The organism is Teredinibacter sp. KSP-S5-2 (assembly GCF_032773895.1).
Taxonomy (GTDB): Bacteria; Pseudomonadota; Gammaproteobacteria; order Pseudomonadales; family Cellvibrionaceae.
The window spans coordinates 2433703-2460038 of the sequence record NZ_CP120416.1; the positions used below are offsets into that span (position 1 = coordinate 2433703).

Annotated in this window: 21 protein-coding genes; 6 read left to right on the plus strand and 15 right to left on the minus strand. The window is 40.6% G+C overall.

What is annotated here, in order from left to right:
• Positions 1 to 14: 14 nt before the first annotated feature.
• From P5V12_RS10530 to P5V12_RS10555, 6 genes are all read left to right on the plus strand, one after another.
• Complete coding sequence (locus P5V12_RS10530) at positions 15 to 1244, plus strand: HlyD family secretion protein (protein WP_316957313.1); 1230 nt, start codon at positions 15 to 17, stop codon at positions 1242 to 1244.
• A 19-nt stretch (positions 1245 to 1263) separates the two neighbouring features.
• Positions 1264 to 3402: a peptidase domain-containing ABC transporter gene (locus tag P5V12_RS10535; RefSeq protein WP_316957314.1), complete on the plus strand. Its 2139-nt coding sequence runs from the start codon at positions 1264 to 1266 to the stop codon at positions 3400 to 3402.
• Position 3403: 1 nt separating this feature from the next.
• On the plus strand, positions 3404 to 4876 hold the full coding sequence (locus P5V12_RS10540) for a glycosyltransferase (RefSeq protein WP_316957315.1): 1473 nt from the start codon (positions 3404 to 3406) through the stop codon (positions 4874 to 4876).
• 50 nt (positions 4877 to 4926) lie between these two features.
• The gene (locus P5V12_RS10545; RefSeq protein ID WP_316957316.1) at positions 4927 to 6450 is read left to right on the plus strand and encodes a hypothetical protein; all 1524 of its coding nucleotides are present in this window, start codon (positions 4927 to 4929) and stop codon (positions 6448 to 6450) included.
• Positions 6451 to 6453: 3 nt separating this feature from the next.
• Complete coding sequence (locus tag P5V12_RS10550) at positions 6454 to 7758, plus strand: glycosyltransferase (RefSeq protein ID WP_316957317.1); 1305 nt, start codon at positions 6454 to 6456, stop codon at positions 7756 to 7758.
• Between the two features lie 298 nt (positions 7759 to 8056).
• On the plus strand, positions 8057 to 8632 hold the full coding sequence (locus tag P5V12_RS10555) for a YdeI/OmpD-associated family protein (RefSeq protein WP_316957318.1): 576 nt from the start codon (positions 8057 to 8059) through the stop codon (positions 8630 to 8632).
• A 204-nt stretch (positions 8633 to 8836) separates the two neighbouring features.
• Here the strand turns inward: P5V12_RS10555 and P5V12_RS10560 are convergent, their stop codons facing one another.
• From P5V12_RS10560 to P5V12_RS10630, 15 genes are all read right to left on the minus strand, one after another.
• The gene (locus P5V12_RS10560) at positions 8837 to 9355 is read right to left on the minus strand and encodes a hypothetical protein (protein ID WP_316957319.1); all 519 of its coding nucleotides are present in this window, start codon (positions 9353 to 9355) and stop codon (positions 8837 to 8839) included.
• A gap of 281 nt (positions 9356 to 9636) precedes the next feature.
• Complete coding sequence (locus tag P5V12_RS10565) at positions 9637 to 10239, minus strand: PEP-CTERM sorting domain-containing protein (protein WP_316957320.1); 603 nt, start codon at positions 10237 to 10239, stop codon at positions 9637 to 9639.
• A gap of 1178 nt (positions 10240 to 11417) precedes the next feature.
• Positions 11418 to 11642, minus strand: a complete 225-nt coding sequence (locus tag P5V12_RS10570) for a SlyX family protein (protein ID WP_316957321.1) — start codon at positions 11640 to 11642, stop codon at positions 11418 to 11420.
• Between the two features lie 16 nt (positions 11643 to 11658).
• Positions 11659 to 12390 (minus strand): hypothetical protein, encoded by a 732-nt coding sequence (locus P5V12_RS10575; protein WP_316957322.1) that lies wholly within the window; start codon positions 12388 to 12390, stop codon positions 11659 to 11661.
• 75 nt (positions 12391 to 12465) lie between these two features.
• On the minus strand, positions 12466 to 13074 hold the full coding sequence (locus tag P5V12_RS10580) for a YceI family protein (RefSeq protein WP_316957323.1): 609 nt from the start codon (positions 13072 to 13074) through the stop codon (positions 12466 to 12468).
• 14 nt (positions 13075 to 13088) lie between these two features.
• A complete protein-coding gene (gene arsB, locus P5V12_RS10585; RefSeq protein WP_316957324.1) occupies positions 13089 to 14105 on the minus strand; it encodes an ACR3 family arsenite efflux transporter in 1017 nt (338 codons plus the stop codon).
• Between the two features lie 20 nt (positions 14106 to 14125).
• Positions 14126 to 14848: an arsenical resistance protein ArsH gene (gene arsH / locus P5V12_RS10590; protein ID WP_316957325.1), complete on the minus strand. Its 723-nt coding sequence runs from the start codon at positions 14846 to 14848 to the stop codon at positions 14126 to 14128.
• A gap of 1 nt (position 14849) precedes the next feature.
• Positions 14850 to 15320: an arsenate reductase ArsC gene (locus P5V12_RS10595; RefSeq protein ID WP_316957326.1), complete on the minus strand. Its 471-nt coding sequence runs from the start codon at positions 15318 to 15320 to the stop codon at positions 14850 to 14852.
• Positions 15321 to 15322: 2 nt separating this feature from the next.
• A complete protein-coding gene (locus P5V12_RS10600) occupies positions 15323 to 15676 on the minus strand; it encodes a metalloregulator ArsR/SmtB family transcription factor (protein WP_316957327.1) in 354 nt (117 codons plus the stop codon).
• Positions 15677 to 15896: 220 nt separating this feature from the next.
• Positions 15897 to 16841, minus strand: coding sequence for a hypothetical protein (locus P5V12_RS10605; RefSeq protein WP_316957328.1), 945 nt, complete (start codon positions 16839 to 16841; stop codon positions 15897 to 15899).
• Positions 16842 to 17017: 176 nt separating this feature from the next.
• The gene (locus tag P5V12_RS10610; RefSeq protein WP_316957329.1) at positions 17018 to 17551 is read right to left on the minus strand and encodes a hypothetical protein; all 534 of its coding nucleotides are present in this window, start codon (positions 17549 to 17551) and stop codon (positions 17018 to 17020) included.
• A gap of 142 nt (positions 17552 to 17693) precedes the next feature.
• A complete protein-coding gene (locus P5V12_RS10615) occupies positions 17694 to 18647 on the minus strand; it encodes a hypothetical protein (protein WP_316957330.1) in 954 nt (317 codons plus the stop codon).
• Between the two features lie 12 nt (positions 18648 to 18659).
• Positions 18660 to 20939: a GNAT family N-acetyltransferase gene (locus P5V12_RS10620; protein ID WP_316957331.1), complete on the minus strand. Its 2280-nt coding sequence runs from the start codon at positions 20937 to 20939 to the stop codon at positions 18660 to 18662.
• Between the two features lie 56 nt (positions 20940 to 20995).
• Positions 20996 to 22105 (minus strand): type VI secretion system protein TssA, encoded by a 1110-nt coding sequence (gene tssA / locus P5V12_RS10625; RefSeq protein ID WP_316957332.1) that lies wholly within the window; start codon positions 22103 to 22105, stop codon positions 20996 to 20998.
• Positions 22092 to 26327: a type VI secretion system protein gene (locus P5V12_RS10630; protein ID WP_316957333.1), complete on the minus strand. Its 4236-nt coding sequence runs from the start codon at positions 26325 to 26327 to the stop codon at positions 22092 to 22094. The genes tssA and P5V12_RS10630 overlap by 14 nt, the downstream gene beginning before the upstream one ends.
• Positions 26328 to 26336 lie beyond the last annotated feature (9 nt).

The following is a 26336-nucleotide window of genomic DNA, read 5'->3' on the forward strand; positions in this document are numbered from 1 at the left end:
AGCATAGTTAATAGATGAAAAATAATTTTTTCCGCAAAGAAGCAGTAGATAATTTCTATTCCGAGAAGAATAGTAATTTAATTGAGGTGGAATCATTTTCGTCAAAAATAACCTTAATTGTTTTAGGTATAATTTCAAGCATATTTTTACTTATTATAATATTTATACCCTATTCAAACAAAGTTAAAGTCTCTGGGATACTAGTCCCAGATAAAGGAATATCAAGGTTGTATTCCAAATCTTCAGGATTTATTAGTGAAATACATATAAATAAAGATGATTTAGTTGAAGCTGGGCAATCAATACTTTCCATACGAATAAGCGGATCAACATCAGAAAGTGAAAACGAATACAAAGACAAACTCAAAAACCTAGAAAGCCAAAGATCAATAATATATGAGCAGATAAAAGTTAACAATTTGAACACAGAAAAGAAATCGGAACGTGTAAAACAAGCTATAGAGGAAAGTCTTAGAAAGGTTGATGTACTAAAAACCGTATTAGAACTAAACAAGAAAAGCTATGCTTTAGCAAAAGATCAACTTAAGGCAGCTACCGTATCGAGAGACCATTTGGCCCCCTACCGCATAGCGGAAATAGATTCAAACAAATCAATATATGAAACCAAATCGGAATTAATCTCAGTTGAGATTCACATAACCAATTTACTACGAGAAAAAGAGCAACTTGAAGCAGAGAATAAATTATCAAATCAAAAATATAATCTTAGATTAAGTGAAATTGAACAGTCAATTATTACGCTAAAATCACATTACCAATATGAAATTACATCTCCTATTAAAGGAAAAATAATAGGCCTACAAGGAAATGTAGGAGACAGAATAAATGAACTAACTACCTTAGCCACGATTATACCTGAAAAATCGTCACTTATTGCTAAATTATTTGTTCCTGCAAATGGAATGGGGAATATTGGTATCGGGGACAGAGTAAAAGTTGCCTATTCAGCTTTTCCAAAAAACACCTATGGAATGTTTGACGGAACAATATCGGCATTAGGCGATACCGTGCTAAAAGAAAACGAAGTTCACACATTACTTTCATTACCCAAAGAACACTACTTCGTTTTTCATTGTGATATAGATAGACAATCAATCAAGATAGAAGACAAATTATATAATTTAAAGCCAGGCATGGAGTTAACAGCCACAATTGTAACTGATAGAAGAAATATATTTTTTCGAACTTTTAAACCAATTATAGAGCTTCTGAAAAATATGTAACAAGGAATACAATTTAATCGTGAACAATTATCTCAACTTCAACAAAGTTAAAGAAAAAGTCCCCGTTCTTCTTCAGGATTATGACCATGATGGTACATTAGTTTGTCTTACCATGGTTTTGAGATACTATGGTAACTTTAAGAATATTAGCGTTATTCGAAAACAATCTCAGCAGGCGCATACAGGTGAAGCATTTGAAGACTTACTAAAAATGGCGGATAATTGTCATTTAAGTGCAAAGCAGCGGCGCATTGAATTTAATCAGATTGACAAACTTCTTTTACCAGCAATTATTCATTGGGAACTTAATAGATTTGTTGTATTAACAAACGTATCATCAAGCACTATAACCATACACGACCCAACTTTTGGGAAAAAGGTTATCAACAGAAAGGAAGCCAATAAATTATTTTCTGGATACTCTTTTGAACTCAAACCTAAAGCATCATTTGATAAACCTGAGCAAAACAAAAGCTTCGACTTAAATGAAGTATTTGGTCTACTCAGTGGTTTCCGATCTTCTCTTAAGGCAAGTATTTTACTTGCTCTATTTTCCCAGGTGTTTATTCTATCATTTCCTTTTTGCTACAGGATTGTAATTGATAGAGTTGTTGAAAATGGTGACGCCAACTTATTATTTATTATTCTATCATTTTTTACCGTGCTAGCCATATTTCATTTTCTCGTAAGCCTTCAAAAAGCGAGAGAAGAGTTATTTTTGGGTACCAATTTAATATATCAGACAACTTCAAATGTCGTCAGACATCTATTCTCCTTACCTATCAAATATTTCGAATCAAGGGTGCCAGGAGATATTGTATCCCGCGTAACAGCATCAAGAGAACTCGAAAAAGTCCTTTCAGAACGATTTATTAGTTCTACCATTAATGCTGCCATATCTATTCTTGTTCTTATCATCATATTTGCCCATGATCTTACTATAGGTTTCGCTTTTGTACTTTTCATTGCAATATTTTCGGTGATTTCAACAATTCACTTTAAAAAGTTAGCAGTTATTGAAAGAGAGTCAGCTATTAATGCTGAAGAAGAACGTACTAACTTATCCGAATCCGTCCAATCTATCCAGACAATTAAACTATATGCGGCAGAAATTGAACAACTAAACGAATGGGATAGAAAGTACATCACCACCCTAAACAGTAACATTAAGAAAAGTCGCTCTAGGTTACTTTTCCGGCAGTCAGGGGATCTTATATTTAATCTAAATCGATTATTCGTAATGTATCTATCTATTATGATGGTAATTAATGGTACCTTTACAGTTGGAGAGTTTTTTTCAATATTTATTTATGGAACACTTTTAACAACACGTGTTCGAGACTTAATAGAGTCAATTGTCGGATATCAAATGTTGTTTGTTAGACTTGCTCGAGTATCAGACATACTCCTGGAAGCACCCGAAAACACTAATACCAACAATCCTGCGCCTACAAATTTGACCGGTGCTATTTCGATTTCAAATCTTACTTTCAAATATCCAAATGAAGGAAAAAATTTAATTGAAAACTTAAGTTTGGACATTGTTCCCGGTGAATTTATAGTTTTAACAGGCGCTTCGGGCTGCGGAAAAACTACTCTACTTAAGCTTATCTTAGGGTTATATAACGCCGATTCAGGAGAGATTCGATACGATGATGTCAGTATTAAAAATAGTGATTTACGAGGTCTGAGAAAGCAGTTTGGGACAGTAATGCAAAATGACTCTATTTTTTCCGGATCAATTGCTAGCAATATAGCACTATTTGATTCAAATCCAAATTACGAAAGGATTCAAGAGGTAGCTAAGTTAGCTCTTATTGACGACGTAATTCAAAAGTTTCCGGCAAAGTATGACACAATAATAAGACAAAATAGCGGGAGATTATCAGCTGGCCAAACTCAAAGAGTAATATTAGCAAGAGCTCTTTATAAAGATCCTAAAGTATTATTTATTGATGAGGGAACTGCATTTTTAGATGTTGAAACCGAAATCCGACTTAACAGAAACCTACAGTCTCTTAATGTAACACGTATCGCTGTAGCACACAGACCAGAATCCATTCGTCTTGCTGATAGAATATTTGACCTAAGCGAACAACAGTTTATCGACAAATACAACTTTATTAATAAATTTGAATCAAATAGACCGCAACTGTAAAATGAAAACCAACTTACTTTTTTATTGTGAACAACAGTATGGATGTGGTCATTTTCAACGTACCGCAAACATCATCGAACATTTACTTAACCAAAACAATCATTATGATATACACCTAATATTTGGCGGTCGACCCGTACAACAGCCTGAGTTTTTTGAAAAAATTGACTATAGGTTAATCCCCATGATTGAAGGCGGCGTGAATTGTCACTTCAAGGAATCCATGGGATATAAGGGAGATTGGAATATCTATTCTAACCTAAGAAAGCAAGCGATTAGGGACCATATTTTAAAAATTGATTACGTCGATTTATTACTAATTGAATTTTTTCCATTTGGAAGAAAGGAATTATCCCCATACATATTAGTTCTTATTGAAGAAGTTAAACGAAAATTTCCAGGAGCTAAAATCATTAGCTATGTACGAGAAATCGTCGATAAAAAAAATAAACTAGACAGCTTAGAAATACTAAAAAATTCTGTTAGATACTTTGACAATATTTTCATCTGTGGAAAAAAGAGCATCTGGAACTTCGATTCAAACAACCCAATTTTTGAAATACTCGAACCGATAACAAATTACATTGGTTATATATGCCCACCAGGCATGCAAGTCACCGGTAACGCCCCTCCCCCTAAAAAAGCGGCCATTCGTTGTATCTCTTCAGTGGGCGGAGGAAGAGATGGCTTAGAAATACAGCAGCGATTCTTAGAATCTATAAACGGGATAGATTTTAAACAATACCGTTTATATTTTGATGTATTCCTGTCAAAACACTACGATAATGACACGATCAATAGACTAATAAATACTTACGAATGCAAAAACATTAAGTTTCATAGATTTTCGAATGAGTTTAAGAGTAAGCTTGCGGAAAGTGATATTCATTTTTGTATGGGGGGATATAATTCCGTATTTGAAACCCTGGCTTGTGGTTCATACCCTGTTATATTCCCTCGTCAATGGGAAGCAGAACAACTAACCCGAGGCCATTATCTAGCCGGTAAAAATCTTGCCTACACTATAAATCAGGATAACATTTCATCTAAATCTATCTTGAAATCCTTATCTCGGTATACCAACAAACCACCAAGAAAAGATATAAATTTTTTCGCTGATAGTTTAGGTATAAGTTTAGCATTTAATTCCGCGTTAAACGACTCCAATGACAACAAGATTATGATTTTGGAAAATATTTCATTAAGCATAGCCACGGACAGAAAATTAAAATCCAGTGAAGATCTAATTTCCATGTGGAAAATCGGACGTACACTGTCTAAAAGTATAAAGTGGAACAGAACCTTAATCTATAATTTTTTAAACAACACAAACCATCACTTTGAAAAAATTCTTAGACAATCACTTCTCACAAACAATATTGAAGAAAGCCCTCTCTACATAAAGACTCGTTCGAACAGCTCAAGTCCAGAAAGTCAAGATTTCACTTTTGAAGATATTGTTAATAACCCCTAAAAAACCGAATTAGTAAAGATTGACATCCAGAAATGTAAAACGGATAAATTATGAACGTAAATTATAGAGATTCGATAAAAATTGTGTTCTATGGCATTAACGGACATGGATTGGGACATATTTCTAGGTTACTTAATATTGGACGAATCCTCAAAGAACTATGTATTTCTTCTTACGTAAAACCCGAGTTTATATTTTTAACAACTTCAGAAGCTTCGCATATCGCCAACGAATTTCCGGTATATAAAATTCCTACTATCCAAAATATAAACTCAGAAGATCTTGTAGCGAATACAAGATTTTTTATATCCAATCTTTTTGGTGCTTTCCGGCCTGATATCGTTGTTATGGATACTTTTCCGGCCGGGTCATTCAACGAATTCTTAATGTTTAAAGATTTCTGTAAAAAGCGAGTTTTTGTCAATAGGCATACTAAAGACTCTAAAAATCAATCAAACGAAAAAACTGATCTTCTTGGTTACTATGATTTGATATTAACCCCGGACAAACCCGACAACAATTTCAAATATTCTATTCCGGACAAGGTCAAGTATCATAAATTCACTGATACTATACATGGATTTCGACCTGAACTTTCGCTCTCGAGAGAAAAAACAAGGGATTATTTTGGTATAAGCGACGACGAAAAACTAATATACGTTTCAGCAGGAGGCGGTGGAGATAAGGAAGCTTACAACCAAATAGATACAATCATAAGCTCATTTTCGAAATCTCAATATAATTATAAATTTATTGTCGGCTATGGTCCTTTATATAACGGAAAAATTCACTATAAGGAAAATGTTATTCCTTATACGGGGTACGACATAAGAAGGTTTTTTAATGGGCTGGACGGGGCAGTTTGTGCTGCAGGGTATAATACATACGAAGAGCTACTTGCAGCACGAGTACCAACAGCATTTTATGCCCAGGAGAAAGGAACAGACAGGCAAGACCTAAGAATCAAAGACGGAAACAGGAATGGGTGGAACGAAATTATAACCGACATTAACAATCTAGACGAGCTAACAACAAAAGTTTTCGCGATACTTAACAATCCGTCGGAAACAATGCCAAACTTAAAAAATCGGCCTAGGCCTAACGGGGCATTAAATTCTGCAACGGAAATACTAAAGCTCTACTCAATGCAATCGAAATCATATCTAGACACACAAGCCATATATTTTGTTGCTCAATTATATAAGGCCTGGTCTAACACATGCAATTACCACGATATCAAATATTCTGATCTAGCTATCACAGCGATACGTATTCAAAAAGCGATTCTCGGCACCGAATTATGGTCTGACCTTTGTGAACAGTGCTTTATAGAACACACAAATCAGAGAGAGATACCAATAAATCAAGTTAAAAACGCCTTAAACCTTAGTTACTCCGCTCTTCAAATCGGAAACTCATATCCAGGTATAAAAATGGATAGTTTTGTTAACGACTTAGAAGGTTTTTTCAGAAAAACCAAAAGTACCACCATTACCTTAAATCATTTTTCCAAATTCATTGAAGAAAGAAAAAGAGCACATGAAAAGTGGAAAAAGCATACTAGGAATGATTAAAAAATGAAAGTTTCCGTTATTATTCCTACATACAACCGAGACTCATTGTTACGTACAACACTAAAATCTCTGAGCAATCAATCCTTCTCGAGATCTGATTTTGAGGTTATCGTAGTCGATGATGGCTCATCAGACAAATCAATGGACGTATGCAATGAATTTGAAGAATTATTGAATATAACATACCTTTTTCAAGAGGATCTTGGTTATAGAGTATCTCAAGCCAGAAATCTTGGAATATCTCATGCAAAAGGTAGTATTCTAATATTTCTGGATTCGGGTATAATTACATCAACCAACTTCATTAGCTCCCATTACTCAACTCATTACAATAACGCCACATCAAGCGACGCTACTTACGCCGTGGTTGGCTACATCTTTGGCACCAATCAAAATTTACATTACGAAGATCTTCCACACAAATTCAATATAGATTGTCCAGACGAAGCCATCGAACAGTTGGGAAAATCGGAGCTCTATATAGATACAAGAGAGTCAGCTTTCTCTGAATACTTCGATAAACTCGAGTCTATGCCCGCCCCTTGGTGTTTATTTTGGAGCGGTAACATATCTGTAACCTCGGAATTATTAAATAAATCTGGTATATTCGAAGAGAACTTCAAATCTTGGGGTATCGAGGATATAGAATTCGGCTATCGCCTTTTTAAGGCTGGCGCCCAGTTCAAACTCCAGCGTAGCGCAACTGGACTTCATATCCCTCACAGCAGAAATCAATCGATCAATAATAAAACAAATGGTATAAATAAAATCGCCTTTTTCGAAAAACACCCTTCAATTGAAACCGAGCTGTACATTAATAGTAGCGCTCGCAAGTTTAACTATGAAATATCGGATTTTTTTAATAATCAATCAAGACAACTATATCGGAAAAACTTTCCAATTCTCAGATTCAGAAAATACTTAAACAAGCTTAAGCTTACCAAAAATACATTATTGATTGGAATAGCCGATCCATTATTGATATCACACATATCCCCTTCCACAATTATTGAAAACTGTTCAACAACCTACAGTCAGATAATTGAGAAATTTCCAGATATCGCGGTATTTAACAGACTAGGTGTATATACAACGTTCAATGACAAAAAATTTGACGTTTGTTTTGTTTGTATATTGGAGAGTCACTCGAGTATATATATAAACAAACTATTTACGGAAGCACTCAGAATATCAAAAAGTTTAGTCGTCGTCACAACATCGGATATTAGCGCTCTTACTCGATACAAGATGAAAGAGACATCACAGTTATCGGCTATATTTTCGGCTTACGTTGTAAGCCAGAGTTAAGCATAGTACAACTATTTTTAATAGTAGCCGAAATTCCTAAGAATTTTATTTACATTTACATATTTGATTCTTGAACGTCAGACTATCTCAAACACCAGATCGTCCGGGATGTTCCTTTAGTATCAATATCAATGTGATTATATATTGAATCGCGAGAAATTAAAGATATCGGTATAGAGTACATTCCTAATACTCTTTGTAATATACTCGTACATAGGCCTTGTTTATTACATGATATATGAACAGATTGTTATCTTGTAGTGCCATTAATAGATTGTATCAAAGGGATTATAGCTCCATGCCTGAACCCAATCCAAAGAAAATCATGACCTTTCCGGCACCGAAAGATCTCGGCCAGTGGCTCAAAGTTAATCACGCCACAGAAAACGAGCTTTGGGTAAAGATATTTAAAAAAAACACGAATATTCCAAGCGTGACATGGGACGATGTAGTGATTGAAGCTTTGTGTTGGGGTTGGATCGACGGTATCAAAAAATCAATCGATGACCAAGCCTACCTTCAACGTATTACTCCCAGAAAAGCGCGAAGCAGCTGGTCAAAAAGAAACCGGGAGCATGCGGAACGTTTAATAATCGAAGGCCGAATGAAAGAATCAGGACTGACGCACATTCGTGCAGCCAAAGCCGATGGTCGCTGGGAAAGTGCCTATACGGCAAGTGAAATAGAAGTGCCAGCGGATTTTCTGGCAGAATTGGAAAATAAGCCAAAGGCGAAACAGTTTTATGAAACACTCACCAAATCCAGTCGATATATCATCGCGCAAGGATTAACAAGTGCAAAGAAACCGGAAACACGACAAAGACGGTTTGACAATTTCATAGATATGCTTATCCGCGAAGAAAAGCCGAAATAGTTTCTTCTATTTTTTTCCCAAAAAGACTCTCTAAATGCCAGGGAAGAATGGCTTATATATTAATGAGCGAATATAACGATGAGTATATGGATGGCACATGGGACACCTCCACGCAGTTAACCTAACTATTGAAGGTGTCTACTTTTCGTGGGTAACTCAGGCGCATAACACCCAAAGCAGCAGTTCGGCCGCTGCTTTTTTTTGTTAAGCATTTTTCTCCAACCACTTTATGGACTCTTCTCTTAAGTGCTCAAGAAACTTGGCTTCCGCCTTTTCTCGGGGTAGATCAACATAGTAGAGAATCATTGACCCGTCTCGGCAATCCCAAATTTCCCTCAACCAGCAAAAAATTGCACCCAATCCCAGATTGGAACCTACATGCTCTATATCAGGAAGTACGTCCGTTACCGAATGGTGCAATTCCCAGTATATGTAGTTTGCACCTTCCATTAAGTCTATTTCCTCCTCAACCATCCGAGTAAGAGTAACTTTAATAAGATATTTCGCTGCCTCAACTCTACTAGGGATGCAGTGACCTAGCTCCTCAAGAGCATTTTCAAATAGTACACCGACAACAGAAAATATGGGCTCACGCTCCATAGATATTTCGTTTATTGAATCGGTAAAGATTCCATCAACCAACCACTGATCTGCGATTCTGTATATATCCTTGCTAGAAAGCTGATTCAAACTGTACTTTGCTGCTGCTTCTTTTGGATTCATTCGGTTGATGCTTAACGGGTCGGGCTATTCAGCGGCTCTTTAGGGCTGGCTGTAACGCGTTAATAAGCGGCCGCGCTCGCTCATACTTCCCAACCATTTCATAATTCAAATTTAATTCTTACTCAATTTGCAACTCTACGCGGACGACTTGTGTTACAGCTCTACCCGACCCGATACATGGCCGAGTTTGTGCAGCGAACGAGGCCATGTATTGCCTTTAGCAACGAAAATTTACGGAGCCGAAGGCGTAGTAAGTTTTCCTATTGCCTAAGTTTGTTACATTAACCATTCTGCTTACGACGAACCAACACCCCAGTTATCCCCAATAAAAGTAATGTTAGGGAACTTGGTTCTGGCACTTCGACTCTAGCAATGAAGCTAACACTGTCAGCAATTGTTCTTGCTGCCCCCATCGGATTATCGCCCTGTGGTAAAAATCCTAACCATGTATTTCCTCCTCCTTGGTAAAATTCCTCATATCCAGTTAAACCTATCATTGAGGTGATACCCCACCCAGGTCTTACGGTAGTCCAGCCAGAGGATGCTCCTTCTATTATCCCATCATGCCAGGATAACTCTGAAAGCATATCGTCAGATAAGAACCCAAAATCCACTAACGAACCATCCCAGTTGTCCAGTACATCATACTTATTTCCAGAAAAATCTCTCGCTACCCATGTTAAAGGGCTCAAAGGCGTCCACCAAGTGATTGCCCCTGCTCCCTCCGACCAACTGGTAATTGTTAGCTCATCCGTTTTAGTATTTACGGTACCTTTCCATTGTGGGCCATCGTTATCTTGAAATTCAACATCTATTAGTAATGCATTAGCTTTCATGGACAAACAAAAAATCAAGATCAGACTTAATCCTATATTGGTACTCATTATTATTTCCTTGTGAAGATTTATAAATGTAACGCCCGCCACAACCGTATTTATGGAGTGGATTAGTTTTTGTTAAAAAACGAAACGAACAAAAAGCAAGCACCAGAATAAATATCGGTTTGCTGGCACTTGTTAAATTTATATATTTGACAGCATCCATGGTGCATTTGCTGCCGACCAGCTTGGTTGACCAGCGCACGTTTGCCCAGCGGAGTATTGAACCCTTATTTTCGATTTCATCGCTACCGAGGAGAGCATAAGAGAGTACCAGCCGCGACATGATTCCGGCTTTACACCCTTCCACTCCGCATGTATATTGCAAACAGTTCTACCATCAGAATTGCCATATAGTTGACTTGAAATTACTTCTACATTCCCTTCCCTAGTAAGCTGTACACGGGCCACCATCCCATCACAAATAGTAGTTGACAAAACTGGTGCCGACAAAATTGCAAGTACAAAGAATATAATTTTTCTCATTTTGATCCTTATTGATATTTAACATGTTTATTCTACGCATCAGGTGCGTATATCCCCTTATTCGTATGTTTCTTTTTTTCCGTTTATAATTTTCTTTAAAATCAAGAAATTAACTATATCACACGCTGAAAAAAGCGTACACGAAGTGTGAAACCACTTAGATTTATGTCGCGTAAAATTTCCCACCTTTCAACAACGTAATTACATAACGTTTTGATTTGAATAAACTTCCAATAATTGCTCATTAAGCGACCAGCAGGTTATGCGCATTATGTACGTATAATTCTGACAAACAATACTCTATAGAGAGTTGAAAACGCCCCTATCTGATATACCCCATGCCTACGCAAAAAAAACCAACCAAATTGTGGTAGTTTTGACACACCTCGAAGCGCTTGAGATGATTTCTCACCCAAAAGGCACCACCAGACTCATTGCCTAACTCATGCATGGTTCAGGATTACGAATTTTTGAAGTAATCTGTTTGAGAGTCTCCGACATTATTTTTGGTATGAATGCAATCACGGTAAGAAATGGGAGGGGATCGAAAGATAGAGTAACTCTGTTACCGGAATTCGTTGTTCAACGTTTGTCACAAAAAATCCCTTTTGTGACAGAGCTACACCTAAAGAATTCTGCAGATGGTTACGGGGAAGTTATCTAGCACACAGAGCGCTGCCAAATAAATCTGGAGCTTTCTAATAATGCGGAGGCCGCTCATTTCCACCATCGCTTTTATGGCTCTCGAATTCGTAATTCATATCATCCATTTTCTTGTACAGTTTGCGAAATTGTGCCTGTAAACTTTCCAACGCAGCGCCCTGTTCTATCACCAGTTCATTGAGTGTTTGTATTGTGTCTTCCTGAAATTCAATACGTGCCTGCAACTCGGTAATGTGTTCTTCCAATTCGCTGTTATTCATACTTCATACCTTGACGTTATCTGGTTTCAAAACCAGCACGATCTAATCTTTGTTTTAGTTTCCTGGCAAAGTCGTTTTGCTCGGTTCCGCAATTTCGCAGCCACCAGGTTTCTTGCTCGGCAATTCCACTGCGCTCTATTCGTGCGCAGATATCGCCTTGCTTAATATTCAATTCACCAAAGGCATTTTCGCTGAGAGCAAAAGGTTGTTTTTCACGGCGCTTCTGTGCAGTTTTAGAAATACTTTGCCTGCGGGCGGATTCCTGTAAATCCTGATATAAACGGGAATCAAACATCTCACCTTGAATACCCCTGTTGCTTTCCTCGTTATTATCAGGCACCGATCCAGCGGTAGCAATTTCTGAAATTAACTCAGACCATATTAACCTAACGGCTTCTTCGCGTTCAGGCTTATCGATCTCCACGGTCTGCGGCTTTTCTTTGTTTAAACCGGTATTCGGGAGCACTTTATCTTTCACCTGTTGCTTATTAACTTCCGGTGCGAGTTCACTCTGGTATTCTCTGGCGTCCTGTATTGTAGGCTCAATTAACCTCAGGGTGACACTGGCGACATCATTTTTCTTAGCTTGGGGCTGAATAATTGATATCTCGGCAACTTGAAGTCTCGGCAAGCAATAAAACCAGAAAAACGTGACCAATATAAGAAGAGACAGAAGAGATATGTGCCATATACGTTCGTTGTCGACATCAAAAAGTTGCCACGCTTCACCGTACTCCTGACTCTTCACCCCGCCCTATCTCTCCAGTCATTTACCGGAGATTAGGACAAAGCTGACAGGAATTGGTTCAGCGCTGGCTAGAGCCTATTTACGATGAAACTCCACATGCACTTCCAGCTCAATATCATCACCGATGGTCGGCACATAACGGTCCAGGCCGAATGCACTGCGACTAAATAGCGCCTTGGCTTCAAATCCCAGAGTATACTTTTGTGTCAATATATTATTCGCCCCACCGTTAAATATCACTTCAATATCCACTGGGCCGCGAACACCAAGAAAGGTCAAATAACCAGAAAAAACCGCTTTACTCTCTGAGATCTGTTTGGCAGATTCGGATTCAAAAATGGCCTGCGGAAATTCGTCGGTGTTTAACCAATCTTTCCCCCTGAGCGTCTCTTCAAAATCCGGGCTGTTCACATCAATGCTGGACATATCCACAATGGCATTTAACTTTGAATTGGCAAAGTTATCCGGGTCAAAGGTTAAGCCTGCATCAAATGTATTAAAGCGACCGATGAATTTGGAAAACCCCATATGGTTCACTTTAAAAAGCACCGTTGCATGGGATTTATCCAGCTCATAATTGCCCTGTTTAATTTCTGCAATTCCGCTTTTGATATTTGGCTGAATTAACGCTGCGCAACTCACCAGAAAAAAAACGGTAAGAAATAATAATGCCCGTGTGATCATATACTGTTCCTCAATTAAGCAAACCAGTGTCGTGTCCGATTTGCAAATGCGACTAACGATAGCATAACAGGGACTTCCACCAGAACACCAACCACCGTTGCCAAAGCAGCACCAGAATGTATACCAAATACCGAAATCGCCACCGCCACCGCCAGTTCAAAAAAGTTGGATGTACCAATCATACAGGCAGGTGCTGCAACGTTATGGGGAAGCTTCATCTGCCGAGCAGCAAAATAGGCAATGGCAAAAATACCGTAGGTTTGTAGCAAGAGCGGAATCGCAATCAATACAATTGCGGTCGGATTATCCAGTATGGTTTGCGCCTGAAAACCAAACAGTAACACCACCGTCGCCAGTAAACCAATTATCGACCAGGGCTTTAACGCGTGAATAAACCCATTCAGTTTTGAATGATCATTGCGTTTATCCAGTTTTTTCCGGGTAAAGATCCCTGCCAACAGGGGTAATAGCACATACAATACCACGGATAAAATCAGCGTTTGCCAGGGTACATGAATTTCCGTTACACCCAGTAAAAATGCAGCAATGGGCGCAAAGGCGAAAATCATAATCACATCATTAATCGATACTTGAACCAACGTGTAATTGGCATCACCCTTGGTTAGCTGACTCCATACAAATACCATTGCAGTACACGGTGCCACACCCAATAAAATCATACCGGCGATATATTCCGTGGCTGTCTGGGGGTCAACCCAATCGGCAAAAATACCTTTAAAAAACAGCCAACCCAGTGCGGCCATACTAAAGGGTTTAATCAACCAATTAATAACTAACGTTAAGATAATGCCCTTTGGTTTCTTTCCCACATCTTTTATTGCAGAAAAATCCACCTGTATCATCATTGGGTAAATCATTAACCAAATCAGTACCGCTACCACCAGGTTTACATGGGCATATTCCAGGGAGGCTACCCAGGTAAACGTCGCGGGTGTGATGCTGCCCAATCCAACACCTGCCAGAATGCACAAGCCAATCCAAACGGATAAATAACGTTCAAATAAACCCATAAAAAATACCCCTGCCCCAATTAAATAGAACGCTGGTTAACGCGTTGACTTAACTGCTCCGCGGTTTCCACCCGTTCAGAATAACGATCCACCAAATACTCTGAGTTATCACGGGTAAGTAGCGTAAACTTTATTAATTCTTCCATGACATCCACAATCCGGTTGTAATAGGCGGACGGTTTCATTCGCCCATGCTCATCAAACTCCAGAAACGCTTTCGCCACAGAAGATTGATTGGGAATGGTGATCATCCGCATCCAGCGCCCAAGCACCCGCATCTGGTTCACGGCATTAAAGGATTGCGATCCACCACAAACCTGCATTACCGCCAAGGTTTTTCCCTGGGTCGGTCGAACCGCACCAAGTGATAACGGCACCCAATCAATTTGTGCCTTCATAATACCGGTCATCGCCCCGTGCCGTTCTGGAGAACACCATACCTGACCCTCCGACCACGCCATTAATTCACGAAGCTCCTGAACCTTGGGATGATCTGCGTCGGCATCATCTGGTAAGGGCAAACCAGAGGGATTATATATACGCACCTCTGCGCCCATGCTGATTAATAATCTGGCGCATTCCTCTATCACCAAACGGCTGTAGGAAACCTTACGTAGTGACCCGTAGAGCAATAAAAACCGGGGTTTATGGCCGGAAAAAGAACGATTAAGTTTTTCCCCTTTCGGGATGTGAAATTGTTCGGTTTCAATGTTCGGCAAGTCCAGCGTTAGGGCATCGGTCATGCTATTTTGCCCCCAAAGTATTTAACGCTTGTCTTATCTCTGTCTCTGTTAACGCATCAAAATCAATTTTTAACAACCCGTGAACACGCTGTTGAATTTCCGCAATAGTTTGCCTGAAAGCGGCTGCAACATCTTCTTCAGAGCCCTCCAGTTTGGACGGGTCTGCCAACCCCCAATGGACTTTAATGGTTTGCCCAAACCAGAGTGGACAGGCTTCACCGGCAGCAGAATCACAAACAGTCACCACAATATCCGGTTCAAATTCTTCAAAGTCATGCCACGATTGACTGCGCAAGCCTTCGGTCGAAATACCCGCTTCATTCAGATACTTAATGGAAAGTGGATGTACTTCACCAACAGGTTGGCTTCCAGCGCTCTGTGCCTGAATTTTGCCTTCGCCAAAGTGATTGGTTATTGCTTCAGATAAAATACTTCGACAGCGATTGTGTGTGCAGATATATAAGATTTTCATTGTCACTCACTATTGGATACACAGCGGTTAGGCGACGTGGTATTGCGCTCTAACAAACTCAGGTTACGCTCAATATAGCTGGGGTTTTGCGCGGCAGTTTTAACCAATACCGCTTTTGCCCAGCTCGGCAGGTTACGATGCAGTCGATAGTAGACCCACTTTCCCCGCTTATCATCGGATATCACTTCAGATTTTCGCAGTTCAGATAAATGACGCGATACTTTCGGTTGGCTCAGGTCCATCGCCACGGTCAAATCACATACACATAGCTCACCTTTTAACGTAAGCAACAATAACGATTTAAGACGCGTCTCTTCGGACAGACATTTATAAAAAGTTAACGGATCCAGTTTCAATTCATTGCCTCCAGCAAACATATTCGGAAAATCATATATGTTTACTAAAACAAGTCAAGTGACAGATTTGTGTCTTTAGGTAAAAACCCAAATTAAGGGAGTTTGGCGTGTGGTAAAAATTACCAACAGATGCAACCAAGATTCAACAATAAGTGTTGAATCAGTAGCCAACTAATTTATATATGTAGTGATTAACCTTAGTGCTGATCCCTTTCATATATCAACGCCTGAATTGTCGTGCATCACTTATTGCTCTTTTTCTCCCACCTGCAGCGGCGCCTGCGTTAGTAGCTCTTAGTGTTTCAGAAGTATCTAATGCGCCCGCTTGAGAGGTTTTCGCCGTATTCACCGGGCCAGAATAGTTTTTCTCAAAATCATCTATGGCCGTACCGACATCATATGTATGGCCCGTTTTGTGTTTTGCCAAATACGCTTTCATAACAGGAGGAACATGATCATCCATCCCCCCAAGCCCGAGCATTTGAGATGCCGTTTGCCATTTAAGTGTTTCGCGTGAGTTATGAACCAGTTTTGCCATGTTCTCAAAACTAGTAGCATCCGCTTTTACATCGCCAAACGCGGAATGAAATATTTTTGACTCTGCACCGACAGCGCCTTTATCTTCAAACTCTGCGTAAGGCGACATCATTGTTCGCACTGTTTCAACTTGCCCTCTTACAGCCATTTGGTGCGCACCCAAAATAGACCGAGTTAAACCGGTTTCTTTTGCCGCAACTTCATCAAACTCCTTCTGTACTGCCTGAGCTCTTGCCCGATCCTTCCGCCCATGACCATGGGCAATATGCTGGTTGGTATTGGACACCTTCTTTAACGCACCAGGGTGACCAGAAAGACCATTACCCTGATACCAAACAAGGCGATCAGTATCAATTCGAAGAGGAGAAACAATATCAACAAACTCCTCTGCTTCACGAAGACCTTTAGGTTTAACTGTGCCCGGCATCATTCTGGCAAGGGTTCTTCTCACAGTAGAGGTGCGCACAGGTTCATCTTTACCTACACCGCCATATTTTTTCTTTCTGGCGGGAACACGGTATGCACGACCAAATCCCTTCCCCAGAAACTTTCCAGAAGCCGTGGAGCGGAATAACGCTTTTTTACCCACCTTTTTTAAGTGAGTTACAGTAGGTGCATCTAAATCCATTACAACCTCTTACAAATACTTAATTACTTTTGTCATATAGTGACAAAACACAGTTATATATCATTTTCTTACTATTGTTCCAAAATGGCTGCCTCAAAAAGAAAACATTTACCACTTCTATGCTTTTTTGCCGAACGACCGTGGTAAGTGATATCCATCCTATTCTCCGATTTAGATTACGATTTTTTCCTGGGGCTTGACTTTCCTTTATGACCTCGAATCACATTGTCAAATTCCGTTTCATCAAATTTCGAGGCATGTGCACCGAGCCTGCCAACAATGTCGCCAGTGCTCTTCATCCCGTTGGCGATATCCAGTGCCTGATGTTTAAAACGGTCGGTTCGAGTTTCCGTTGTTCTATGAAAACCTGAACCTTTGTGGGTTTCCGTTAACCCTTTACTGTTCATGGAAAGCGATGAGGTTTTGCCCGATTTCTGGTCAGCAACATGCATTTGTAACCCGTCGGCCGTTCGGGTAAATTTTAATGTTGTGCCCAACGCGTTAAATACAGCATTTCCATCTTTAGACATTTCAAAGGATTTTTTTCCAGAAACGCCTTTTATACCGTCCGCGGTATAACTTATTTTCCCTGCACCGCCCTTAGCCGAATTCATTTTTGGCATTGCAGATAAAACCGCATTGGGTGAAGACGCGGAGGACAGCTTCGACAAGCTCTTCAGCTGTTTCTGAACATCGCCATTATTTGCCAACGCGATCTACCCCTTCACCCATAGATATATCCCGATCATTTTTAGCTATTTTTCCTAGTTTTATATTTTATTCTTCCCGAACGATTCATATGATCACCAAGTTAATGTAAAAAATTGAAAAGCCTGGTAAAACGTAAAAACATTATTTTTTGTGATAATCAAATATATGTCGTACTTCGTCCGTATTTTGCTGCGATGCAAGTATTTCGCTCGTCGGGTTGGCCCGAAAAACGGCAGGCCCATCGGGCTGTTCAATATCCATTTGACCCGGTTTCTGCCCACCAAATTCTTTCCCTGGCATACCTGACGTATGCGAACGCGGGCCAGTATTTTGCTGATACATACGACCGCAGTTAAAGCACACCTGGTTCGGAATACTGGTGACCATCATAGATCTATCTGAATCATCTATTAAGGCATGACCAAGGTCTTGTTCAAGGAAAGCCACTGACATAGGTTCCGAGTGGTAGGTTTGTGCCGCAGTGGGTTTATTGCCAAAATCAAGCGCCGTTTGTATTCCCTTGCCATATAGGCTCTGAACACTTGAACTTCGTCGCTTATCCAGCGCCGTAGCGGAAATACCTTGTGCATACGCGGCGTCTTCCAATCCAAAAACACCAGAGTTTGGATCAAGGACAACATGCCCCATATCCGCCAACACAGCATTCGGTGATATCGGTTTATCTTTCGAATTTTTTGCTGATGTGGAGATATCTCTCCCCGCATTGGCGTATGCAGTTTCCGGATTACCTTTTTGATCCTGCGCATCCAATCCTATTGTTGTTGCTCGCGAACTCCAACGAAATGCTGAAACACTACCATTCGGCAACTCAACCATTCCTGAAATCGAACCTCGTCTTGAGCGACGAAGATCTCCCGAAACAGGCCCCCAATTTTGTTGAACATCCGTTACTTCCAACCCTGTATCAGTGGCGTATTTTTGATACGCCTTCTCATCTTTAAAACTCATGCTGGAAAAACGATGGTATTTTACCTGGCCAGTACCATGCTCCATTTCGGGACCAAAAGCCGCATCAGCAATTTTTACTGTTCGTTTTTTTACCGCACGTAATTGTCCGTTACCAGAATCCGCCATAAGTCACTACCGCTATATGAGTTTAATCGGTGAATCAATTTCGGTAAGCAACTTCGCCAATTTATCGATCAACACATCACTTGGTAATTCCTCACCCGAAACTGAGTGATGATAAAAGTTCAAATCTGCATCGGGATCACTTGCTTTAACTTCCAGCCTGGAAAAATGTTGATTGGAGATCACTTTTTGCGACCGTTTGTTACAGGCGTACACACCGCTATACATGTGGTTTACGCCTAAGCGCTTCGCAAGCACATTCAGTAACGACAGAGAATGTGTGCCAAATCCTTTATTCTGATAATCCGTACCAATACAAAAATAGAAATACCCTGAATCACCGGAAAAATGCAGACCGAGCAGACCAACAAAACCAATTTCACGGTGGAACACGCAATATATTTCTTTCGTCTTAGAAGCGTTTTCTTCATCTATCCAACCATTGACATCATCTACTGAACAAAAAAATGGCAAACGGGTGAGTTCAGAAATATTGCCATCTCGAAACTGATGCACTATTTCTTCGCTGTATTGCATGTTCAACGGTGTGAGAAAACAGGGGTTATCATCCTGAGAAATTTTCTTTCCAAACTCTGCTTTACTATTCTCCTTGCAATAGTCTCGAAGGTTGACGGCATCCAATAATAACTCTTCCTCTCCCAGTTGGGCATCGCCGTTTCTCGCCAGCGTATGAATGGTATCGTCCAATGAAGATACGGCCTCTTGCCAATTCGCAAGATTCATATTGGCGATGGCGAGATTAAAACTGTTGGCCGGGTCCGGAATGGTATTTTTTATTTCGCTAAATGCATTTTTTGCCAAAGGATAGTGGCCAATATCCAGCGCGAATGCGCCCAAATCAAAAACAAATTCAACACTGCTGCCTATGTCATAAGTATTGCTCCATACCTTATCTAATACATTTTTCCAATAGTGTTTATCCACCACATCCAGTGCTTCGGATTTTGACAATAATGCAGGAAGGAAAATATCTAAAATTCTTGGATCGTAATCGTATAAACGGATAAACCCCAGCATGGTATCCATACTGTAACTACCGCTGGTTTTCCTGACACCACTCAGGATGGGTAACAGATGATCAGGGGAACAGGATAAAAACTGGTCTTCGACACAGGATTGCGTATTACCAAAGTATTCACTGTGATGACTGAATAACTGAATGGAATACACCAAACCACCTTGACGTTGTTGATTCTGCCAACTTAATGCACCGTGATCGTCTGCGTAGGTTTTTAGTGCATGAAAATTAACAGGCAAAGAGAAACTGCCATGAATGGTCATGAATGGTACCGGCTGTAACCGAACATCCTGATCGGTATAAAAACCTTTATCGGCAGACAGCAGTAAAAAACGACCATGAGACATCTCACGAATATGTTCCACACATTGAATCGCACCAGTGGGATACAAAAGCACACTGCTATCAAACCGGTTACGATATTGATCAACCTGATTAGAGACAACAGGTGAAAGCCAATCGATTTTGTCGACAGCAGACCACTGAAAATCCAACTCGATATTATTAAACGGGTTGGCCGCCTCGAATTGTTTACCAGATATACAGGTATTATTCTGGTGAGTATCGTTTCTCTCTTTGTAAATCAAACCCACCTTACCTTCATACAAATCCCCGTAATGCAGATGAAATACATCATTTGTTAATCCATCAAAGACATAATTTGAAATAACAACAGGAGCATTAGCGAACTGATGAAGTTCATTTCCGTCTAGCAACTGGATTTTGTTCTGCGTTTCCACATCAAAACACCCCGCCGCCATTACCCCATTTTCAAAATACCTGTTCAGCTTCGGGTGATTGGCAATAAAACGTAAATTGGAATGTCCGATATCCGTACACAAAAAACGCCAATCGAGCCCATCAATGGCGGATTGTCTTAGGGCGTATTCAATCGCTCTCACCATATAAAAAGAAAAAGCGCCGCTGCCACAGCCCAACTCCACAACATACACCGGATGATCCGGATCGATATCTCCCACCGCGATGGCATCTTGCCAATATTGCACAATCACTTTGGCATAGGATTTCGCCAAAGCTGGGTTTGATGTGGCGTAGAATGGCAGAGAGCGATTTCGCCAGGGGTTAACACCCTGCTGAGTAAAATATTGCCTTTGCGTAGACCAAAGAGGGCTTTCACTAAACCGGCAATAATCCAGATTTTTTTGTTGAGAAGAATGTAAACCCAACTGAGACATCAACACATTATCCAATGGGCAACCATCTTGTTTTGTTTCGATAAAATTTAATGCTTCCACGTTGTTCCCTCTCGATTATTAACAACGGCTTTCTACGCTTATTCTAATGACTGAACTTAAGCACCCAAGTCGGTCATAGCCCGACTATCCACACCAAGTAAATCAAAAATATTCAACTGACCACCGCATTCCACGAAAAGCTCTTTATACAGTTCCCGCGTATCCATAGTTCCCCAACGACAGGCCTGCAATATCAGATACGGTGCTGGGCTATGTGGATCTATTTGCAACAAAGTTTGTGCGGCTTTTTCCACCTGCATATAGGTTTCGTTACGGCCGCTTGAACGTGGTGCAGACAATTCAGAATCACTGGATATATTGAAGTTTTGCTCCTCTATTGGATCATCACTCTCTCCGGAGGCCTCTAGCCCTCCCATCCCGCGTCTTTTCAGTTCAACGCCGAGAAACCCTCTGACCTCGGTTAAAAAATTCTCAATATTGGCCAAGCTGGGTGCATCGGCACCACAAAGATGATTAAGCGTTTTATTCAGTGAAACGGTACTGAGCAATGATTCATCCAGATTAGCTTGCAAAGCCTGCAAATCAGTGGATGACATACGTGTTAACCCGTTGAGTATCATGGCACTCTGGCTTAATTCATCTTTTGTTCGGGCTTTTTTGTCGACAGAGGCATTGGCTTTTAACCAGTCCGCCCAAGTATAAGGACGTTCACCTTCAACAGTCGGAATAAACGGAATAAGCCTGAGTGCGGGAATTAATTTCTCATTGGCCCAAATAATCGGGTTGATTCTAAATTCAAGGTCATTAAATTCAATATTGGGATGTAAGGTGTCCCAAAATTCCGAACACAGGTTTTCAATTACAAATAATGCGGGAGCAATTCCGGCAAAGCCATATTTATAAATACCGGCCTCTAGCAGCCAAACAGCCAACTGCACATCTTTTGTTTTGAATGCTAACGCATTGCCCGCCAACTCAATCACCCGACTCCATTCCGCTTTTTTCAGGTCGTGCTCCCATATACCAACGGGTAACGTGTCATCATCGCGGGTACGCGCTTTTTTAATGTCAAAATACAAATCTTCGTATCGAAGATACAAACCGGAAGGCGCTTCATCACTCACCGGTGTGACAAGCTTTTCAAATGAAATACCGTACAGAAAAAGAAGCTTCTCGGTCATAGCGGGTAAATTAATAGTAGGCATAAAAACCTCCGGGTAAAGACGGCGCAGATGCAGGAAAAACGGTTGAAAGTGATAGCGGCTCCAAGGTACCTTGACTATTTTTTACCAAGGGAACCACAGACATATACAGATTCGCGGTCACAGGGTTCTGACCAATATCGGCATACGCACGAGAATCGATTAAATTCGGGTCAAGAACCAACGGAACAGGAATAAGCATTACCTGTTCCTGATTACTGGTAATCACACCTACAGGTGGTTTATCAATACGATAGAGATCCAGCAAACGAAACAGCGCCCAATCACCGGTAAAGGTCTGGCCTAAGCTTTTTAGATTTGCGTTAACAGAGTCAACAAGCGCACTGTTTTTCGCCTTTTGAGTGTCGACAATATACGGCGAATCCTTGGACCAATTAATTGAAACGCTTAATGAATCACCATAATACCAGGGCAACTGTATGTCTGAGTTTTTGTCTTGCTGGCTCTCGTCAACATTTGAGATAGAAAAACGATTGCTGCCCAACTGCCAACGGGTTGATTGACTACTGACTAAATTTGTCTCTTTGACCAAATCGAATTTGGTCGACAAATAAATTGGCAAAGGCTGTGGCTGGTGAGCAAGACTGGTGGAAAATACGCTTTCCAGTGACTGTAATTGTTTTAGGTAGTTTTCCAGCTTCTCCCACTCTGCACTTTTAGGCACCAGGGTTTCAATCTGTTTTAACAAATTATCTACGGCACCGGTATTAGCAATTAAAAACTGGCGTAATTCTGCTGCCGAAGCGTCTGTAGTGCTTTTCGCATTACCATTAAATGGATATTTGCCATAAAATTTTTGATTATATTCATCGTGTAAGAACTGATAGGTTTGGCTGATTGCCTCTTCCAGTTGTATATTACACATATCACTCAATGCCAACGCCAGATGGCTTCTGCGTTTGGCAAACAGGTCATAACCATAACCACCTATTGGCAATTCAGCCACAGACGCACATAAATCCTCATCCGACGCCAATCTTTTATAGAGCGCATGCAACTCACCCAGTTGCGTATTGGCCAGTTCCCTCTGGTAGCTGGTGAAATCGGTCAATGTGTTTCGCCAAAAAGCAATAGAGGGACGTTCTTCCTGCCAGCTCGACCCGTCGTTTATTTCCGTTTGCCCAAGTAATACCAATGCCGGCTCAATATATTCCAATACAATGCGTGTACGTTTTTCTTCCGTTTTAAGGTAATCCTCCAAGTCGGCCTTGTTATAGAGCGTAAAACTAAAATCGCTGTTTAACGGCAGGTTACGCGATTGCTTCGGCAAAGATTTATACAAGCCCAGAGGTTCCGAATAATGACTCACCTGTGCAATCATATGCTTGGCATACTTTCTTGCGCAGCGAGTAATCTCTGAACTCACATCATTAAACTTCAGTTCATTCAGGTCTTTCGCCAGCGGAATAAGATGCGTAATCGCCCGATCAAAATTGACTTGGGTACTGGCAAGTCTGGACTCTTGTGAATCAACCTGGTTAAGCAGCGTCATCGTGTAGCCAGCTGAATTTTTCTCTACCTGGGCATTATATAAAACCTGTTCGATGGCAAATTTAACCTGGCTGTACGCCAGCTGTTTTAACGGGCTTTGTGCAAGATCAACCTCATCCAATTGGTTTGCGGAGATAAAAGTGTGGTATTCCCGAATATACTTTTCGGCGAGTGAAAGCTGACCCGCATCCCATTCCGACAACTCTGCTTTACAGGTTAGTGCCTGACCTTCCGGCAGCACCCTGGTCTGCTTAAAAAACGTGGCAGACATAGAGCTTTCTACATATTTTGCAATAATTGCCCTTTCATTGCCTTCGGTATTTTTCACCAGAACGGATTTTACTTTCTGAATATTTCCCTTTGCCTGTTGATCACACACCCCACCCGGTTGGAAAAATTCCAGCACAGGGGTATAGAGAAACTCAATGACATTATTATTCGGGTTATTGGCATTTAGTACCAACGCATCACCGTAGTTCTTTAATACTGAATGAATTCGATTGCAGGGCGTACCATCCGCCGGATTCTTTGAATAAAACCGGGCCGCCATTTGAGTCCAGGCCACGATAGAATCGTATGCTTGCTTGGGGTTATTTTCAATCGCTTGGGTTAAGCTAAAGGATGCTAACTGTTCAGTCTCTTCACCGGTATTTAATGTGAAACTATCAAAGCCGGATGTATTGAGAATATCGTCATACAAAGCTAAAGACATCAGACAGATATTGGTCGCGATCAGGGCCTCGGAAATAGGTTCACGCCGATCAAATCGACTCAGTTCAGGCAGGGAATCACAATATTGATGGTTACCATTGTCCAGGTATTTAAGCTGATAATTTTCCATCCATGGAACATTATAATTTAATCGAACCAGTGATTTTTGATGCTGCCCATTCACTCGACGAAGTATTTCAGGGGCATCCTTACCGTAAAGGCTTTCCATCAAACGAATAAGCAAACTCATTGGGTTATCAATAAACGCATGACTGGCGTTTTGTCTTGGGGCTATCCTCTTAAAATCATCCAGGTTACGCTCAAAGGTGACCAGATCTTTCATATATCGCTCTAGGCGCACATAACTTGGCGAAACCTCATCGCTTTGTTCACTTTCCAACGACCCCATTACCGGCGATATATAACTTAAGTCCTTGGCCTGACGCTGAATTCTGCATTGTAAATTGGGAAACACAACGGATTTCATGCCCTTATCAGAAAATTCTTTTTGCACATCCCCGGAAACGCTTTCCCACCATGAAAAAGGAATATTCCAATACACGAGATCAGTGTTAATGCTCGCCATACTCGCCAGCATGGAATACATGTCTTCCGCGGTATTCAAATCACTGCAATCACTTACTCCCCGACTGCGCCATTCCTGAATATTTTTAACTACCACCGAAATCGAATCCACCTGTTCATCAAGGCTTCGATCAGAAAAAAACAAGGAAGAAAAAATCAGTAAAAGAACGCATAAACTCGCAATTTGAAACCGATGAATATACCGGTTTCTCGACAGTTTTCGCCTTCTGGTCGGTTCGGCAACCATGCCATCACCGAACACCACTTTGTCAACAAGGTGATCGACAAAACAGGCTGTATCGCCTTTATCCTGATGCTCTGTTTCACTTACTGCAGGTAAACGTCCCGAAAAGAAAACACCCCTAAACAGCAATAAGTGGCCGACAGAACAATCCAAAAACAGGCATTGGGTCAGTTTTTTAATCGGCAAATAATACTTTTTCAATCGCGACGGAAAAGCTAAAAAACCATCGACATCATGTTTACTGCCATTAGCATATTTTCCGGTATAGGTATTTTCTTCACTTATTTCGGTATTCAGTTGAATGGTATTCAAATTCATCTTCAGGTCATTCAATGCCTGATGGATATGTTCCGCTTTAAATACTGTATCAGCCGAGTATGGCGACACCCAACCAAAGGGCTGCTGCCTATCCATATTGCGCGGTTGCACACTCCAGAAGGCTTCAAATGAATCAATGGTCTGGGATTCGCTAATTAGCAGGTACAAGGGTAAACTGAACTCGATACTCTCCTGTATACGACGAATTCTATCCGCAATAACAAGGTTTGATTTGTCCGATTGATATGCTTGCCCATTTTCCAACTCACTGGCGGGAATCACCAAAATAATTCCATCCAGAGGTCGTTGGGAACGAACCTGAACCAGTTCTTCTGCCAAGATTTGATACTGTCGGGATTCGGCGGTGGCAAGATCTAATTCGCTTGAATTTTTGTCGTCGTCCTGCTCTTCGCGCTTAAGGGTAATAAGCGTACCATTGAGCAGGCTATAGGCATTGCCATATTCAAGAACAACGCCCTTCTCCGTCATGTCATCACCTTCACCTAAACGAGACATAACCGATTGAACAATAAAGTCTTCCTCGCTGCATTCCCAACCCACTACTAAATACCACGGCTTATCGTATTTCCATTCTTGTGAGGTGAACACCGCGTAAAACATTTGAATTACACTATTTCGCCAGGATCTGACTTTATCCCAAAGCTGGTCAATTCGTTTTTGTATGCCCTCTTTTAATGTTTTTTCCGAACCTTTGAGAAACTTATACACAAAAAAGACCATCGCCAAAAACAGCATGGTCTGTACCGATGGAATCATAAACTTACCACCGGAGAAAAAATCCTCCCCAGCTTTACCCATGCCAATGACATTGAACAATTCAGTTAACAATTCCATCCCATTAAT